Source organism: Sphingorhabdus contaminans, from assembly GCF_007280415.1.
GTDB classification, from domain to species: Bacteria; Pseudomonadota; Alphaproteobacteria; order Sphingomonadales; family Sphingomonadaceae; genus Sphingorhabdus_B; species Sphingorhabdus_B contaminans.
The window spans coordinates 481,922-497,989 of sequence record NZ_VKKU01000002.1; the positions used below are offsets into that span (position 1 = coordinate 481,922).

Below are 16,068 nucleotides of genomic sequence, written 5' to 3' on the forward strand. Positions count from 1 at the left end.
AGGCGGCCGATGACCTCAACCAAAGTTGCTGTTTGGACCTCTTCACTCATCCTGATGGGTCTACCGGCATTCGCAACCGCTTTCGCCGAGCCTGCGGGACCTTCTGAAGAGCAGATCGCTCTGGTCACCGAACGGCGCGCAACATTTCCGGTCCGCACGATTGTTCAATCGGTTGATTGGTACAAGCCGCTGGAACCTGTCGCCGGTCAGCCGCGCCCTTTTCCGAAAGCACAGTCCCTGTCGCCCGCCCAGGCACAACAGCTCGACGAATTTGCCACCAAGTCAGATAGCTTCGCTCTGTTGGTCGCACGGCATGGCAAGCTGGTGTACGAATATTATGCATCCGGCTTTCAGGCCAACAGCCGTTACGACACCGCTTCCATGCACAAGGCCGTTGTCGCCCTGATGGTGGGTGTGGCCGAGAAAGACGGCTTTATCAAATCGGTCGATGACCGTCTCGACCGCTATTTGCCAGAGCTTTCGGCTGATCCGCGTGGCGCAATCACGTTGCGCCAGATGCTGGAAATGAACAGCGGCCTGAAAACGCCACCAATTAGTGACAGTTCCGCAAGCCCGTATTGGCAAACCTATTTCGGAGCCAATCTGACATGGTCAGTTGGCCAGTGGCCCTTTGAACGCCACAAACAAGATGAATTCTATTATGCCAACGCCAACACCCAATATCTGCTCTGGGCGATAGAAAGGGCGTCCGGGCAAAGATATGCAAGCTATCTCTCCGATCGACTCTGGCGACCTATCGGAGCGGGTGAGGCACGGGTTTGGCTGGACAAAGAAGGTGGAAATGTCCGCGGCTTTTGCTGTTTGCAAGCCAGTGCCCTTGATTGGATGCGTGTTGGCGAACTGGTCCGCAATGGTGGAAAATGGCGCGGCACGCCTATTGTCTCGTCAAATTGGGTCGCCCAGATGCTCGCGCCTTCAAAGGCCAATGCGAATTTCGGCTGGAACGTCTGGCGTGGTTCGCCTTACAATCCAAAGCGAACCTATGGCCCCGGAATACCGGCCATTGTCGAAGCGCGCGCGCCGTTCAAACGCGCCGACACCTATTATTTCGACGGCTCCGGCGGACAACGCGTCTATATTATTCCAAGCGAAAAAATGGTCATCGTCCGGATCGGAACTCCGAAAACCGACTGGGACGATTCCTATTTGCCAAATCTTCTGCTGACGGAAAAAAGGTGATGCGTCATATGGTTGGTATCAACACCGGCAACCCATCAGGCAGCTTCTACCGCCCCTGCCGTGACGAACTCCTCAATCTGTTCTTGCGCATAGCCTAGCATTGCGAGAATTTGCCGACTGCTCTTGCCCCACGGCTCTATCTTGTTTTCCGAATTGGGCCGTTTTCCGTTCATCGATAACGGTATTGTAGGCAATTCGGTAATTGTACCATTTTCGAGAGCCGTTCGTTCCAACCCCTTCGAGGCAACCAAATGCGGGTCGTCAAATAGCTCTTCGGGACGCCCGATGGGGGCAAACGGCAAACCGGTTCCTTCCAGCTTCGCAATGATTTCGGAACGGGTATATCGGGCAACCAGTCCGCGGATTTGCGGCATGATCCGGTCGCGAGCCAGCACGCGGTCATTATTCTTGCGCAGACTTTCATCGGCCCAAAGCGCGTCCAGTCCGAACAAGGTGCAGAATTTTTCCCATAAGGCGTCGGTGACGACGCCTATGAAAACCGGATCATCCCGGGTTTCAAACACGTCATAAATCGCCCATGCAGAAATCCGTGCCGGCATGGGTGCAGCCGCTTTTCCGGTCACGGCAAACTGGGCCATATGCTGACCGACCAGATAGACGGTGGTTTCGAATAACGAGGCAATAATCTTTTGCCCCTCACCCGTCCGATGCCGCTCTTCCAGGGCAGCCAGAATGCCGATGACTCCGAACATGCCGCCGGTAACGTCGATGACACTTGCACCTGCCCGAAGGGGTTTGCCCGGCGGGCCAGTCATATAGGCGAGACCACCCATCATCTGCGCAACTTCGTCCAATGCCGTGCGTTCTTCATACGGACCGGGAAGGAAACCTTTTTCCGAACAATAGATCAGCCGGGGGTTACTCTCCCGAAGCCGCTCATAGTCCAGCCCCAGTCGATCCAGCGCACCGGGGCGATAATTTTCTACGAGAATATCGGCACTGTCGCAAAGTTTCCGCGCGATTTCGATGCCGGCTTCGGATTTGAGGTCCAGACAGATGGATTGCTTGTTCCGGTTGTACATCGGGAAATAGCCAGCGCCCGATCCGAGCAGGCGGCGCGTCTGGTCGCCGCCAATCGGTTCCACGCGGATAACTTCGGCGCCAAGACTGGCCAGAATATGACCAACCGCCGGCCCCATCACCATATGCGTAAACTCGACAACGCGTAGCCCGGTAAGCGGCGTTGGTCCTGAGATGGTATCGGTCATGCCTTCCCTCTTGTGTCGTAATCGAGTGTGAGCCCTGCATCGGGCGTGAAACCGTAGAGCGGTTCGTCAGGAAGCGCGGCGGCAACAATCTTGCGAACCTCGAGCAGCTTTTCGAGATCGACGCCGGTGTCATATCCCATGCTGTTGAGCATGAAGACGAGGTCCTCTGTGACGATATTGCCTGACGCGCCCGGGGCGAAAGGACAACCGCCGATGCCGCCCAACGAAGCATCAAGCGTGGTAATGCCTTCTTCCAGCCCGGCAAGGGCGTTCGCCAATCCCAGGCCCCTTGTATTGTGGAGGTGGAGCGTGGTCAGTTTTTCCTCACCCACGGCAGCCTTGACCTTGCGGACCAGACGTTTGACCTGGGCCGGATCGGCATAGCCAGTCGTATCGGAAAGACTGAGTTCTCTGGCGCCAGCAGCTACGGCGGCTTCGGCTAATCGGACCACCCGGTCTTCCGGCACAGCACCTTCCATCGTGCAGCCAAAGGCCGTCGACAGTCCGACCGCAAAATGGATGCTGGCGTCGCCGGCTATGCGCGCAACTTCGGTAATCTCGGCAATCATTTCGGCATGGGTCTTGCGGACATTTTTAATGCTGTGCGTTTCGGACATGCTGAACGGAATCGACATGCCATGCACGCCTGCTTCGGCGGCACGAACGGCGCCTTTTGCATTCGGCACGAGCGCCACCACATTCAGGCCCGGCAGCGCTTTGGCATAGGCGACCAATTCAGCCGTATCGGCAAGTTGCGGCAGAAGGCTTGGCGGTACGAAACTGCCGACTTCAATTTCGCGTACGCCTGCTTCGGCCTCGGCCTTGATCCAGGCCTTCTTGGCGTCGAGCGGCATGATACGGTGCGTTGATTGCAAACCGTCGCGCGGTCCTACTTCCGAAATCAGGATTGCTGTCACGTCCGTTTCTCCAGATATACAAAGGGGCGCGCTATGCGGTCCGCAGCCAGCCAGTCAGCAATCGCTGAGCGATGTTTAAGTGTCAGATCGATCGCATCCAGACCTTCGACCAGCATTATTTTTGCTTCCGCGCCGATGTCAAAAGGATGACCGTTCGCCAACTGATGTGTCAGGTCCACATGAACCATTTGTCCGGCCATCGCGCGAATATCATCCCTGCCCAGTTGCACCGGCAGCACGCCGTTCCGGATACAGTTATTATAGAATATCGGGGCGAAGCTTTCTGCAATAATGCATAAAATCCCCCATTCTTTCAGCGCCCAGACGGCATGTTCACGGCTGGAGCCACATCCGAAATTTGCGCCGGCAAGCAAGATGCGGGCGTCGGCAAACTGCTCCTGATTCAGGACAAAGTCCGGATTGGCCGTCCGTGTGTCCGCATCCAGATAACGCCATGGCGCAAAAAGACCGTCTGCCAATCCCGATTTCCCCGTCGACTTCATTTCGCGCGAAGGAATGATGGCATCGGTATCGACATTATCGATGAAGAGCGGCGCCGCAATGGACGTAACCGATGTAAACGGGGTCATGGCGCAGCGATCCTTCCTGCAAGGGCGCTGGCTGCTACCACCTCGGGACTGGCGATATGGGTGCGAATTCCGGGACCCTGCCGTCCTTCGAAATTTCGATTGGTGGATGAGATCACCCGACTGCCGGCCGGAAAACTTTCGCCGCCTGCGTAAAAGCATAGCGAACAGCCGCTCATCCGCCATTGGAAGCCGGCATCGGTGAATATGCGGTCCAGCCCTTCAGCTTCGGCCGCGCGTTTGACCGCACTGGAACCCGGCACAACCAGCGCCAGCACACCGTCGGCAATTTTCCGGCCCCGGACGATGGCGGCGGCGCGCCTTAAATCGGACAGCCTGCTATTTGTGCAACTGCCGATGAAGGCGACATTGATGGGCGTATCTGCGATCATTTGACCGGGCTCAAGTCCCATATAGTTGAGGGCTTTTTGGTCCGCATCGACGGGGACCGATGCGTTGACAGCAATGGTCTGTCCGGGCGAGGTGCCCCAACTGACCATCGGCGAAATTTCTGTGGCATCAATCCGGATTTCGCTATCGAAACGGGCGCTGACATCGCTGAACAAGTCAGTCCAGTCCGGCAATGGATCGGGTGCGAAGCGACGTCCGGCCAGATATTCGAATGTGACTTTGTCGGGCGCAATAATGCCACTAAAGGCAGCAAATTCGGTCGCCATATTGCACAGCGTCATTCGGGCTTCCATGTCGAGTGCGCGGACCGCATCGCCTGCAAATTCGATGATATGGCCGGCCCCGCCGCCGGCGCCATAGCGTGCCAACAGGGTAAGGATCATGTCCTTTGCGGTGACCCCGGGCTGCAATTGTCCGGCATAGCTAACGCGCATCGTTTTTGGCTTGGACACGCGCAACGTACCCGTGGCCATTGCATGTTCGGCCTCGCTGGAACCGATGCCCCATGCCAGCGCGCCAAATGCGCCTTGGGTACAGGTGTGGCTGTCGGGCGCGATCAGTGTCAATCCTGGCAGGACGATGCCGAGATCCGGCGAGATGACATGTGTGATGCCCTGATCAGGATCGTTAACATCGAAAAGCGTGATACCCGCCTCGCGGCATGCGGATCTGGTTTCAGTAATGAAAGCCTCGCCACCCTTCATCAAAGTGCCGTCGCCGCGTCCCGGACGGGTGTCGACGATATGGTCCATGACCGCAAATACGCGCGCCGGATCAACCAGCTTTCGCCCAGCCTCCGCCATTGATTTCAGCGCTGCGGCACCGGTACGCTCGTGTAGGAATATCCGGTCGATCGCAATGAGTGCGCTGCCGCCCCCTAAGTCAATGATGACATGGCTGTCCCAAATCTTGTCGAAGAGCGTCTGCGTCATGGGCTCAAATCATCCGTTCCGACAGACGGGCAATATGCAGCGCTTTGGCCGCGCTCGAACGGATCAGCGCCAGATGCTCTCGGGCCAATTTGTCGGCGGCCATCGCCGCGGTGTCGATGGAGACCGCATTATCCCGTGCGGTCGCATACCAGGGTTCAAAAACATGAGCCGCGCGGACAATTGCCCATGCCTTCACAAGATGGCCACCGAACCGGTCTGGATTCAAATCGGGATAGAGCAAGTCCGGCTCGCCTTTCGGAAGCGGTTCGCTCTCGACATTCTCCACATTGAAGTGCGCGCAAACAACCGAAATGACCCTTTGCCATGCGTCGTAATCGACAGGTGGCTCCCCTCCCCAGGGGTCGGAGAGGCCGTGACCCGGCAAATCGATTTTCAACCGGCCGGATGCGGACAGCACGTCAAAGCTGCGGCCGGGGGCATGGAGGTGCAGAGTTTTCCCGGCACCTTGCCAATGGATCAACCCGTCAAAACCGCCTGCGGACACATGCAGAAAGCCGGCATCTTCATCGGTCGCGGGTGTAAAAGCCGGTGCGGGATGCTTTTCCAGAAAGTCCGCATTTGCGGCAAAATGGGAAGGCGGGTCGGATTGTTCCTGCGTCGTCCAGCCCGATGGCAAGGCCGGGAAACGCTTCATATGCGCGGTCATCGGATCGCCATGATAACTCGACAAAAACGCCGGCGGCACCGAAGCAGTTGCGGCTGGAACATCAAAGCCGGCCGTCAACGCCGCGCGATATCCGTCGCGATATGAATCGCCGGACGCCAGCAAATCCATGACCATATTCTGGAGGGCCATGGGATCGGCGTGCGGGTTTGGCAAACGGCGGCTATTCTCCGGTTTGAACCATGGAAAATACCAGCTCTGCTCCAGCATCCGGTTCCATGCCCAGACCAGATGCTCTCCAAATTCTTTAGGGGCGAAGGGTGGCAAATAATCTTCGCCGACATCGGCCAGTTCATCCTCGCGGAAACAGGGATAGCCCCCAACGCCCAGGGCCACGAATTTTTCCGGATAACGCCGCAAAGCGTTCATCAGGAAGATGCCCCCGGAATGAAAGCCATAAGCTGCAATGCCCCGAAAGCCTGCCGCGTCGGCAAATGCAATGATCGCATCGGCATAGTCGGCCGTGGACGGTCTTTCGACAGGCAAAGGATCGGATTGTCCGAAGCCCGGAGAATCCGGCGCTATGCAGGTGAAACGCTCGCCCCACTGGCGCATGACCGTTTCATATTCGGCGGATGATCGGGGACTTTGATGAATCAGCAGCACAGGCGGACCATCCCCGCATTTGCGATAATGCACGCGCCTTTTGCTTTCCGCGTTTTTTATGGTCAGATAGTGGCGCGTAATCTTCATAGCGGTAAAGTTGTCCGGACAAATTTCACTCGACAAGCCAATAGTGCGCCTTAAATGTAAGCGCAAGCAAGGGAGTTTTCATAGATGATGCTTTTAGGGACAAGGATGGTCTGTGACGGAAAGACCGCCAGGCAGATATTTGACGAAGTAATGGCAAATCCGGCCCGGAAGAAATTCGGTTTCGGCGAAAAGATTGCCATTGTGAATGTCGATTTCCAGCAAGCCTATACCGCGCTCGACCGTTTCGCGACATCCTATGAAACCGACCCGCGCCAGATCGAATATGCCAATAGCATTTCCCGCCTTGCGCGCGCCAAGGGGATGCCCGTCGTGTGGACTCGCGTGGCCTATATGGAGAATGCCGATGATGCCGGCATCTGGGGCACCCGCACCAACACCCCGGACAGCCTACAAAATATAAAATATGGCTCGGATCGCCATGCTTATGACCCGCGCTGCGAAATTGACGCCAATGATCTGCAGTATACAAAGCGCATGCCCTCGGCCTTTTTCGAGACGCAGCTTGCCAGCTTTCTTGTCTGGCACAAGGTTGATACCGTCGTTGTCACCGGCGGCAGCACATCAGGCTGTGTACGGGCGACCGCCGTGGACTCGCTCAGCCACGGGTACCGTACCATTGTCCCCATCGAAACCTGCGCCGACAAGCATGAAAGCTATCATTTTGCCAATCTGACCGACCTCCAGCTGAAATATGCGGATGTCGAGCCGGTGCAAACCGTCATCGACTGGCTGGAGGCGCGCTGATGCAGGAAGGCGCTTGCGATCCGGGGCTTTATGATTTCCAACCCTATCGGGGCCGCGCCCCGATCCAGTGGCCGGGGGACAAGAAAGTCGCCGTTTGGGTCGCCCCGAATCTCGAATATTATGAAATTGATCCACCCGCCCATCCCAAGCGCAAGGCCTGGACAAAGCCTCACCCCGATGTCGTCGGCTTTGCCCATCGCGACCATAGCAACCGCGTCTCTCACTGGCGTATGGCAGACGTAATGTCCAAGCACGGCTTTCCGGGATCGGTCAGTCTTTCCGTCGCGCTTTGCCAGCATCATCCGGAAATTGTGGCGGATGCACAGGCGCGCGGGTGGGAGTTTTTCAGCCACGGCATCTATAACACCCGATATGCCTATGAAATGGACGAGGGCCAGGAACGCGCCATCATCGAAGACTCAATCCGGACAGTGCGCGAGGCAACCGGACAAACGATCCGCGGCTGGCTGGCCCCGGCATTGACCCACACACCGCGTACTTTGGACCTGATCGCGGAATATGGGCTGGATTACACATGCGACCTCTATCATGACGACCAGCCGCAATGGGTGAAGGTGAAGCAGGGCGAGCTTGTCTCGATTCCCTATAGCCTGGAGGTCAACGACCATTATGGCTTCTTCGTCTATAATATGTCGGGCCGGGAATATGCCGACACGCTTATCCGTCAATATGAACGTCTGGCGGCCGAAGGCGGGACGGTCATGTGCATACCGCTTCATGCCTATCTGATCGGACAACCACACCGCATCGGACCGTTCGAAGAAGCTTTGCGGCACATCGCCGAAGACGGCCGCGCATGGATTGCCCGATCAGGCGAAATAGTCGACGCATGGAGGGCACAACAATGAGCCTTGATCCTTCCTATCTTGACTACCCCAAGCGGCAATATGGTTACGATCATGATCTTTATGGCTGGTCGGCGCTGCACGAACGCTCCCCCATTTACTGGCCGGACGGCAAATCGGTGGCGGTCTTCCTGTGCGTCAGCCTCGAATGGTTTCCGATTACCCCAAGCGACACACCTTTTCGGGCGCCGGGGCACATGCAAACAGCCTATCCCGATTATCGCCATTACACCGCACGCGACTATGGCTCACGCGTTGGAGTTTACCGGCTGCTTGATGCCTTCGCCAAGGCAGGGATCAAGGCAAGCTTTGCGACCAATAGCACCATCGCCGAACGCTACCCTGCGCTGGTTTCGGACATTGTCCGCGAAGGGCATGAGATTATCGCGCATTCCACAGACATGAACGGCACAATTGCGTCCGGCATGCCGGTTGAAGAGGAAAGGACGCTTATTACCACCACGCTCGATACTCTTGAACGGGCGACCGGCGCAAGGCCTTCTGGCTGGCTATCGATCGCGCGGTCGCAAAGCTGGTCCACGGTGGACCTGCTCAAGGAAGCAGGCACCCGTTATTGCTGCGACTGGGTGAATGACGAATTGCCTTACCGATTTCGAAACGGCCTCATAAACCTGCCGCTGAATCATGAGCTTAGCGACCGGCAAATCATCACAGTTCAGCAGCAGTCGGTCGACAGCTACGTCCAGTCAATGGGTGACGCCTTTAGCTGGCTGGCAGGAGAAGCAGAACGGTTTGGCGGGCGTATGCTGCCGCTGCATATCACCCCATATATCATGGCGCTCCCCTACCGGATCGATGCTTTTGAACGATTGCTTGTGGATCTTTCGAACCGTCCTCAATCCTGGTTTGCGAAGGGTAATGCGATTGTCAACGCGTGGGAACAGCAGTCATGAAAAAGGCCTTTTTGCTTGCTATGATTTTCCTGCTGGGCAGTTGTGTCGTTATAAACGAGCCTGCGCGTGTCACGGCAGCATCACCGGGAGTAAAGACGTCCAACGGCGATCTGCCCACGGATATACGCCGTGTAACGATGATTGTGCGCGATATGGAGAACAGCCTGAAACTCTATCGCGATGTCATGGGCCTTGAGGTCAATTATGACGCGGTACTTCCCATGTCCGGCGTTGCACTTCCGGCGGGCGAACCCGGTGCGAAGGCGCGACTGGTGCTCTTAAACGGGAATGATCCTTTCATTGGCTGGATTGGCTTGATGGAATGGGTCGATCCGCGTCTGCCCGACCCGGGGCCCTATCCGGTGCGGATGGGCATCGGAGGGCATGTCATTGTCACACATACGGCCGATGTGGACCGTCGCTGCGCCGAGGCGGCACTTGTTCCCGGTGTTACGGTCACGAGCCCGCCACGCGATCAAATCTACCCCGGACGCAATGGTGCGCCGCCGATCCGCGTCCGGGGATGCAATTTCTTCGATCCAGACGGAACGCTGATCGAACTGAACCAGATGCAGAAATGAGCAACCGTTCCGCCTTGCGGCAGGTCATGCCTGCGATGTTCGCCCATGAAGGTCATTGGGACGGATTTTACCGGCATTTCAGTGCCGATGGCGATCTGCTGGATCAGCACCGCACCACAACCTGGTGTGAACTGCCGGACAGCGGCCCATGGAGTTATATCCAGCACAACAAGCTTTTCTGGGAGGACGGACGTACCGCAGAATATGAATTCGGTGGTGCTTTGGTCGGTGATCGTCTTGTTTGGGATACGGACAGATTTTCAGGAACTGGCTGGCAAAGCCACGAAAACACGATACTTCTGATGCTTGATCGCAAGGATGTGCCGGACAGCTATTATATCGAACTGATCACTCTCGCGCCGGACGGACAAAGCCGTGCACGAACCTGGCAATGGTTCCTGCAGGGCAAAGCATGGAAGCGGACATTATGCGATGAATGGCGCACCGGATAAAATCGAGGCGCCTTAGGGTCAGGACCCTTGTTATCGACGCAGTTCGACCAACTCATACCAGGTCATCATATATCCGCCGACACCGCCTTTCAGAAATATGCAATCCGCATCGTCGGTGATCCACAGATCATAAGGCGGGTGTTCCCCCGCCATTCCACTGTCGCCCGGATCGACAAACTGGAAATGCCGCGCTGCAAATGTGCCCGCTTTCACGGTCACTTCTTCCTGGCCAAGATAGATGCCGTCAATTTTGACATGGGCAATCATGGGCGGGGTTGCGCCGCGATGGTCGGGCGATGGCAGATAGCAGTTGAACTTGTGTCTTTGCCCGACATGGGTCCAGTTGTGCGATCCCAGCATATATCCGTCCGACACAATGGGATGCGTTCCAAACCCGTCGAGCGGCAATTCGGCAATTACCTGCTGTGACAACCGGCCGATCGAGGGGCCGTAACTTTCGCATTCGATGGTCTTGCCGTCAAAACGCATCCAGCCCGTACCCATGAACGCATCGCCTACGGTCAGACGGACATGCAGGTCCATCGGCTGACCATGTTCGTCGATCGAATAGATGATGTCGCGCATGACGGTCGGTTCCGGCTCGTCAATTTCGCAATGGGCGCGCATGGTCACCTTGCCGTCGCTATGGTGGGTGAACATGAATGTTTCATATCCGCGCACCTCATCCAGACGCTCCGGCTTCTTCGACGTATAAACTAACCGACCTTCGACCACCCGATGTTTCATGGTTCGTCTCCTTTGACTTCTTCCTTATCGTGCATTTTTAGCTTGCCAAGCGAAAGTTGTCCGGACAAATTCCGGAAAATTGTCGGAGGAATATATGACGTTTGCAGAATTGGATGTTCTCCGCTGGGTACATATCCTGGCTATGGTCTATTGGCTGGGGGGTGAATGGGGCGTTTTCCAGACCAGCTATAATGTAACAAACTCGGCACTGAGCCTGGAAGAACGTAAACGGCATATGGAAACAGCCTACCGTATCGACATTCTGGCCCGGACCGGGATCGTGCTGCTTTTCCCGCTGGGATTGCACATGGGAAAAATCTACGGCTTTGTTCCCTTTCTGGAAAGCGGCGGCGCTTTGACGGCGATGTGGGTATTTTTCATCGTCTGGCTGGGCATGACCTGGGCGGCGTTTATCAAACGCGAAACAGATATCGGGATCAAGATCACGCGAACCGAGGAATTACTGCGCTATCCATTGATCGCTGGCATCGTCATCTTGTCGGTTATGGCGTTCCTCGGCAACGGTCCTATTTTGTCGACAGAAGGTACATTCTGGTACCCCACCAAAATGATCCTCTATGCCTTCGCGCTTTGCATTGGATTGTTCCTGCGTTTCGTTATGCGCCAATGGACGGTTTATTTCCGTGAACTGGCGGCCGGTCCCAATGCGTCGATACAGGCCAAGCTCGACAAGGAAATCGCCCAGGCACGGATTGCGGCCTATATCTACTGGATCACCATTTCGGGCATCTGCTTTTTGGGCGCTACCAAACCATTTTAATGCGGAGCGGGGGACGCCACCCCGCTACTGTGGGAATCAAAAAAGGGGGACGGCAACCATGGTGCCGTCCCCCTTTTGATTCCAGAGATAGAACCTGCGCTTAGCCGGCTTCCATTTCCTTGACGACATCTTCAATGGGCGGCTCGATTTCCGATAAAGCCTGCATATCCTGCTGAACACCACGCATCACACGGGCAAGATATTCGCGTACGATAAGGTTACGGTCGCGACCCGTTTCCAGATCCGGTACATAGGATTCTATATCGGCGCGGCTGATGGTGCCTTTGGCATCCAGCAACCGCTCCACGGTATCCAGCCGTTCTCGTATGACCGAAACCTCGCCGACCAGAGCCATCAGCATGGAGAGCAGACGGTCATCTTCAGGAGCGAGAAATTGTGGTCGCTTGCCCTTGGCCTTTAACCCCGAACGCGCAATCCAATCTATATCGTCGTTCATTGCGCAGCCTCCGGTTTCCATGCGCCATAGGCGTTCCAGATGGCGGCACGGCCATAATCTTCTGTGGCTCCCTCTGGCGAAGGCGGGAAAATATTCTCATCCACCACGGCCTTCACGCCAACAACAAATTGTCCTTCCCGCGGCAGACCGTGGTCCGCCATAATTTGCTTCAGGTCCAATGCATGCATCGCCGACCAGAAGGGCTCGTTATTGTTGAACGCATCCCAGTCGCGCATGAACTGCTCGAACAAAGGCATTTCATCCGAATATTGGGGTTGCTCGATGTGGAACATCAACCCGCCCCGTTTCAGGACGCGTGCTCCTTCGCCAATGATCTTTGGCAATGCCTTGTTCGAAAGCTCGTGCAGGAACATGGTCGTTTGCACCCAATCAAAACTCTCGTCGGCAAATTCGGCCATTTCTTCGGCGTTCATTTGTTTGAACGTGATGTTCTTGACGCCCAGAGCCTGCGCCCGGGCATGGCCATAACGCAAACTCGGTGCTGCCGTATCGATGGCTATGACCTCGGCATCCGGAAAGGCTTGCGCAATGGGCACGGCATTGTGGCCAACCGTCGCCCCGATATCCAGAATCCGCTTCGGGTTCCAGTCAGGCCGCTCCTTCTTGATCCATGCGGCGACCGCCTGCCCTCCCCCGTCGTTAAGCGCGCCTAGGGCGCCACCCGTTGTGGCAAACAGGCCGCAATCATAATTGGCACCTGCCGACACATCGCCGGGGCGTTCCTCACCATGGTAGCTGCCGGGCATGCAGTGGATATCAACCGCCGCCTGGTAACGCGGCACTTCGACTGCGGGATCAAGCTGCAGGGTTGCGCGGCCTTCATTATACTGACGCGCCATGGAATCGAGTTCATCCAGCTGACGCAGCACGACGGCACGGCCATTTTGCTGCCGCATCTCCATCGAATTGCGCTTCATCGCCGACCAGAAGCGGTGCCAACTGTCTCTGTTCATGGCATGACGGATTTCGTGCCGGTCCACAGGTTCGCGCCCATGCTCCGCCTTGAACGCCGGCAGAACCCTGCGTTCATAGGCAAGTCTGTTTCCGGCCCCCAAATCACCCGAAAGATAGCGGTTGAGATTTGCCAGAAAATTGAACCGTGCCGCCTCGTCATGATTGGGCTTCGGGAACATCTCATGCTGTGTGACCGCGGTATAGGGCGGCGGGACGTCCATCTTGCTCATATCAATCCATCCTTTGCCAGACGCGCAATTGTCGCCTCACTGATTTGTTTAAAATGATCACGGTCGGGTATCTTAATGCCACCGTCCTCGATCAAACTGTTCGACTGGTGGTGAGTATCGGCGGCGTAGACGGCGCTGAACAATGCGTTGCGCTGCCGGCTCAGCATATTGGTCATCCCCGGTTTGCGGCGTGCAGCGCGGAGCGCGCCGAGATCAATATCCGCGAAAGCCGTGAATGTTTCGCCGCTATTCGATTCCGCCAGCACTTTACCCTTCCAATCGACAATCATCGAATTACCGTCCGCCGAAGCTTCGGGCAGTGACGTATTTACTATGCCTGCCGTGTTCGCCGATATGACATAGGTCAAATTTTCGAAGGCCCGTGCCTGTTTTGCGATCATCTTTGGCGTTCTTTGCGGCGATCCGATCTCGGATGTGCTGTGCAGAAAAATCTCGGCACCGCGCAAAGCATGCGCCCGCGCAATTTCAGGGTAGAGGATTTCTTCAGAAGCAATCGCGGCGAGATTGCCTATCTCGGTTCTGGCAACGGGAAACACGCCGTCTATTCCGTAAATGTCGAGATATTTCGACCACACGTCATGCGGCGTTGGGGCGAACATTGAGTTCAGCCGCCGATACCGCAATATGACGTTGCCGTTCGGACCGATCACGAAACAGGTCTGGAAATAGAGCGTCGGGAAATGGGGATCGGTTTCATAGGCATTGCCCGCCAGGAACAATCCCTGGTCTTGGGCAATTTTGCCCATCGCTTCATATTCGGGACCATCGATTTCGAGCGCGGCACGATCGGCAAAATCGGGGATCGATATCCGGCCGGGATAGCTGGTCAGGACATATTCCGGCAAAACGGCAAGCCGGACGGGACTGCCGCCAAATTGCTCGATAAACACAGAGGCCGCGCGGATTTTGGGGCCGATCGATGCGATTGTCTCCATCATCATGGCGCGTGCCGCCGCGCGATCCGGCGCCTGCTCTACCGAACGCGCCGAAAGCTGCATTGCGACGGCGGCATAAGTCGGGGGGGTGTTCACACCATCTGCTCTCCGTATCTGCGCAACGACAGCATCACTATAATCCCAGTGCCCCGGGGTTCATCCGGTTTTCCGGGTCAAGCTGACGCTTCAGTCCACTGAGAAGGGCACGTGCCGCAGGGTCCAGGCTATCCATATAGCGATAGGTTCGTGCAATCTGGAAATGCCCTGCCCCATGTTCAAAGAAGAGGTCGACCAAGCCCTTTTTCAGCTTCCACATCAAGGCATGTGCAGCAGCGTTGTTCTCGCCCGGCGGCAGCTTGGACAAATGCGCGTCTTCCACCAGATGCTCTATCCAGGGGTTGCGTGCATCCGGCCAGTAGATGCACGGTTCGATGATGGCGCCCGCGCCGCCGACGGCAGAGAACAGGGTTCCTGTATGGACACCCAAGGCATCCATTTCTTCGCGGTGCTTATCGAAAAAGGCTTCAATGGCGTCGTAACATTCGACGGCACGGCTATGCGGTAACAGCCCGTGCACCGGTGCCCAGCGTTCGCCTTGCGGACCCAGCACGGAATTGGGCGCAACAAAGGGATTGGCGCGGACAATTTTCGGAATGGTATTGTCGGTCTCTGTTCCGCCATTTGCTTTTGCGATAGCACAGGCCTCGACCAGATCGGCGTCCGCCGATGGCTGATTGCGCCCCTCTGTCAGGATATGGAGCGAGAATTTGGCATCGCTGAGAAAGCTGCGTCCGGCCGCCACGACCTTGACGCCTTCTTTCAACGCCTTGAAAACCGACCCCTGGGCTTTCATCATACCCACCAGTTGCTTGGCATCGGTTGCAAGGCTGTCGCGTTTCATCCGGATCGCATTCAGCTTGGGATCAAAGCCGAAGCATTCTGTCGCCACGCCGGCACGCTCAATGGTGGCAAGCGCGGTCATGACTTCGGCATGGGTTTCGAAGAGAAAACTGGCATAGCCATGGGCCTTTGCCTCGGGGACAAGGCGGAGCGTTATTTCCGCCTTGATACCCAGAGCCCCGGTATCCCCACAGAAAAGTCCGGTCAGATCGGGGCCATAGGATCGAGCAAATTTGGCACCTGTATTGAGGATGGTCCCGTCAGCCAGCACCACATCCATCGAGACGCAGCTGTTGACGCCCATGCCATAGCGCGTTGAACCCCAGAAAATGCAATTCTGGCTCATCCCGCCACCCACGGTTGCGTAGAGTCCGGAAAGTGTGCCCCACATGGGCGTCCGCAAACCCAATGGCTTCAGCGCCTCATATAGTTTTGCCCAGGTACAGCCAGCTTCAACCGTCACCGTCATGTCGGCTTCGCTTATCGCGACGATACGGTCCATCGCCGCAAGATCGAAAAGGACGGCGTTCGGGTGCGGGCTGGTAATGCCACCTGTGTAGCTCATCCCTCCACCACGCGGAATCGCCACCATGCCCGACGCAGCGACGGCGGCCATTGCGCGCGCAAGTTCCTGTTTGTTGTGCGGGCGCACGACCGCCAGCGGCTCGGCGCCGCGTTCGAAGACATCATGCGCATAAAAATCGAGCGAGGCGGAATCGGTAAGCGTCTCGACACCACAGCCCAGCAGCGGTGCCAGATTGTTATGACCCAGAGTCGCAATTGATGCCAT

Annotated in this window: 17 protein-coding genes; 7 read left to right on the forward strand and 10 right to left on the reverse strand. The window is 56.6% G+C overall.

The features are described 5' to 3' along the window. Positions 1-9: 9 nt before the first annotated feature. Positions 10-1,200, forward strand: a complete 1,191-nt coding sequence (locus FOM92_RS10610) for a serine hydrolase domain-containing protein (protein ID WP_143776845.1) — start codon at positions 10-12, stop codon at positions 1,198-1,200. A 35-nt stretch (positions 1,201-1,235) separates the two neighbouring features. On the opposite strand, the gene FOM92_RS10615 is transcribed toward FOM92_RS10610, so the two are convergent. The 5 genes from FOM92_RS10615 to FOM92_RS10635 are packed head-to-tail and all read right to left on the reverse strand — an operon-like array spanning position 1,236 to position 6,600. Next, entirely contained in the window at positions 1,236-2,429 is a 1,194-nt protein-coding gene (locus tag FOM92_RS10615; protein ID WP_143776846.1) for a CaiB/BaiF CoA transferase family protein, read from the reverse strand. Next, the gene (locus FOM92_RS10620) at positions 2,426-3,346 is read right to left on the reverse strand and encodes a hydroxymethylglutaryl-CoA lyase (protein WP_143776847.1); all 921 of its coding nucleotides are present in this window, start codon (positions 3,344-3,346) and stop codon (positions 2,426-2,428) included. The genes FOM92_RS10615 and FOM92_RS10620 overlap by 4 nt, the downstream gene beginning before the upstream one ends. Then, positions 3,343-3,936 carry a 3-isopropylmalate dehydratase small subunit gene (gene leuD, locus FOM92_RS10625; RefSeq protein WP_143776848.1) on the reverse strand — a complete coding sequence of 198 codons (594 nt, stop codon included), beginning with the start codon at positions 3,934-3,936 and terminating at the stop codon, positions 3,343-3,345. The genes FOM92_RS10620 and leuD overlap by 4 nt, the downstream gene beginning before the upstream one ends. Then, positions 3,933-5,276 carry a 3-isopropylmalate dehydratase large subunit gene (locus tag FOM92_RS10630; protein WP_143776849.1) on the reverse strand — a complete coding sequence of 448 codons (1,344 nt, stop codon included), beginning with the start codon at positions 5,274-5,276 and terminating at the stop codon, positions 3,933-3,935. The genes leuD and FOM92_RS10630 overlap by 4 nt, the downstream gene beginning before the upstream one ends. 4 nt (positions 5,277-5,280) lie before the next feature. Next, entirely contained in the window at positions 5,281-6,600 is a 1,320-nt protein-coding gene (locus FOM92_RS10635; RefSeq protein WP_170226862.1) for an alpha/beta fold hydrolase, read from the reverse strand. Between the two features lie 138 nt (positions 6,601-6,738). Between FOM92_RS10635 and FOM92_RS10640 the strand changes: the two genes are divergently transcribed. The 5 genes from FOM92_RS10640 to FOM92_RS10660 are packed head-to-tail and all read left to right on the forward strand — an operon-like array spanning position 6,739 to position 10,232. Then, on the forward strand, positions 6,739-7,419 hold the full coding sequence (locus tag FOM92_RS10640; RefSeq protein WP_143776851.1) for an isochorismatase family protein: 681 nt from the start codon (positions 6,739-6,741) through the stop codon (positions 7,417-7,419). Next, the gene (locus tag FOM92_RS10645) at positions 7,419-8,288 is read left to right on the forward strand and encodes a polysaccharide deacetylase family protein (RefSeq protein ID WP_143776852.1); all 870 of its coding nucleotides are present in this window, start codon (positions 7,419-7,421) and stop codon (positions 8,286-8,288) included. The genes FOM92_RS10640 and FOM92_RS10645 overlap by 1 nt, the downstream gene beginning before the upstream one ends. Further along, on the forward strand, positions 8,285-9,199 hold the full coding sequence (locus FOM92_RS10650; RefSeq protein WP_143776853.1) for a polysaccharide deacetylase family protein: 915 nt from the start codon (positions 8,285-8,287) through the stop codon (positions 9,197-9,199). The genes FOM92_RS10645 and FOM92_RS10650 overlap by 4 nt, the downstream gene beginning before the upstream one ends. Next, a complete protein-coding gene (locus tag FOM92_RS10655) occupies positions 9,196-9,780 on the forward strand; it encodes a VOC family protein (protein ID WP_143776854.1) in 585 nt (194 codons plus the stop codon). Before FOM92_RS10650 ends, FOM92_RS10655 begins: the two co-directional genes overlap by 4 nt. Then, complete coding sequence (locus FOM92_RS10660) at positions 9,777-10,232, forward strand: hypothetical protein (RefSeq protein ID WP_246087258.1); 456 nt, start codon at positions 9,777-9,779, stop codon at positions 10,230-10,232. Before FOM92_RS10655 ends, FOM92_RS10660 begins: the two co-directional genes overlap by 4 nt. A gap of 30 nt (positions 10,233-10,262) precedes the next feature. On the opposite strand, the gene FOM92_RS10665 is transcribed toward FOM92_RS10660, so the two are convergent. Then, positions 10,263-10,979: a DUF3108 domain-containing protein gene (locus FOM92_RS10665; protein ID WP_143776855.1), complete on the reverse strand. Its 717-nt coding sequence runs from the start codon at positions 10,977-10,979 to the stop codon at positions 10,263-10,265. Positions 10,980-11,073: 94 nt separating this feature from the next. Between FOM92_RS10665 and FOM92_RS10670 the strand changes: the two genes are divergently transcribed. Further along, the gene (locus FOM92_RS10670) at positions 11,074-11,760 is read left to right on the forward strand and encodes a hypothetical protein (RefSeq protein WP_143776856.1); all 687 of its coding nucleotides are present in this window, start codon (positions 11,074-11,076) and stop codon (positions 11,758-11,760) included. Between the two features lie 100 nt (positions 11,761-11,860). On the opposite strand, the gene FOM92_RS10675 is transcribed toward FOM92_RS10670, so the two are convergent. The 4 genes from FOM92_RS10675 to FOM92_RS10690 are packed head-to-tail and all read right to left on the reverse strand — an operon-like array spanning position 11,861 to position 16,068. Then, positions 11,861-12,217, reverse strand: a complete 357-nt coding sequence (locus FOM92_RS10675; RefSeq protein WP_143776857.1) for a hypothetical protein — start codon at positions 12,215-12,217, stop codon at positions 11,861-11,863. After that, the gene (locus tag FOM92_RS10680) at positions 12,214-13,422 is read right to left on the reverse strand and encodes a class I SAM-dependent methyltransferase (protein WP_143776858.1); all 1,209 of its coding nucleotides are present in this window, start codon (positions 13,420-13,422) and stop codon (positions 12,214-12,216) included. The genes FOM92_RS10675 and FOM92_RS10680 overlap by 4 nt, the downstream gene beginning before the upstream one ends. Further along, positions 13,419-14,474 carry a nitrilase-related carbon-nitrogen hydrolase gene (locus FOM92_RS10685; RefSeq protein WP_246087259.1) on the reverse strand — a complete coding sequence of 352 codons (1,056 nt, stop codon included), beginning with the start codon at positions 14,472-14,474 and terminating at the stop codon, positions 13,419-13,421. Before FOM92_RS10685 ends, FOM92_RS10680 begins: the two co-directional genes overlap by 4 nt. A 37-nt stretch (positions 14,475-14,511) precedes the next feature. Then, a complete protein-coding gene (locus FOM92_RS10690; RefSeq protein ID WP_143776859.1) occupies positions 14,512-16,068 on the reverse strand; it encodes an FAD-binding oxidoreductase in 1,557 nt (518 codons plus the stop codon).

Bases quoted from the DNA above. Each gene is read 5' to 3' on its own strand.
- FOM92_RS10610 (WP_143776845.1), top strand. From the start codon at position 10: ATGACCTCAACCAAAGTTGCTGTTTGGACCTCTTCACTCATCCTGATG.
- FOM92_RS10615 (WP_143776846.1), bottom strand. From the start codon at position 2,429: ATGACCGATACCATCTCAGGACCAACGCCGCTTACCGGGCTACGCGTT.
- leuD (WP_143776848.1), bottom strand. From the start codon at position 3,936: ATGACCCCGTTTACATCGGTTACGTCCATTGCGGCGCCGCTCTTCATC.
- FOM92_RS10630 (WP_143776849.1), bottom strand. From the start codon at position 5,276: ATGACGCAGACGCTCTTCGACAAGATTTGGGACAGCCATGTCATCATT.
- FOM92_RS10640 (WP_143776851.1), top strand. From the start codon at position 6,739: ATGATGCTTTTAGGGACAAGGATGGTCTGTGACGGAAAGACCGCCAGG.
- FOM92_RS10645 (WP_143776852.1), top strand. From the start codon at position 7,419: ATGCAGGAAGGCGCTTGCGATCCGGGGCTTTATGATTTCCAACCCTAT.
- FOM92_RS10650 (WP_143776853.1), top strand. From the start codon at position 8,285: ATGAGCCTTGATCCTTCCTATCTTGACTACCCCAAGCGGCAATATGGT.
- FOM92_RS10655 (WP_143776854.1), top strand. From the start codon at position 9,196: ATGAAAAAGGCCTTTTTGCTTGCTATGATTTTCCTGCTGGGCAGTTGT.
- FOM92_RS10660 (WP_246087258.1), top strand. From the start codon at position 9,777: ATGAGCAACCGTTCCGCCTTGCGGCAGGTCATGCCTGCGATGTTCGCC.
- FOM92_RS10665 (WP_143776855.1), bottom strand. From the start codon at position 10,979: ATGAAACATCGGGTGGTCGAAGGTCGGTTAGTTTATACGTCGAAGAAG.
- FOM92_RS10670 (WP_143776856.1), top strand. From the start codon at position 11,074: ATGACGTTTGCAGAATTGGATGTTCTCCGCTGGGTACATATCCTGGCT.
- FOM92_RS10675 (WP_143776857.1), bottom strand. From the start codon at position 12,217: ATGAACGACGATATAGATTGGATTGCGCGTTCGGGGTTAAAGGCCAAG.
- FOM92_RS10680 (WP_143776858.1), bottom strand. From the start codon at position 13,422: ATGAGCAAGATGGACGTCCCGCCGCCCTATACCGCGGTCACACAGCAT.
- FOM92_RS10690 (WP_143776859.1), bottom strand. From the start codon at position 16,068: ATGGCATCAATTGCGACTCTGGGTCATAACAATCTGGCACCGCTGCTG.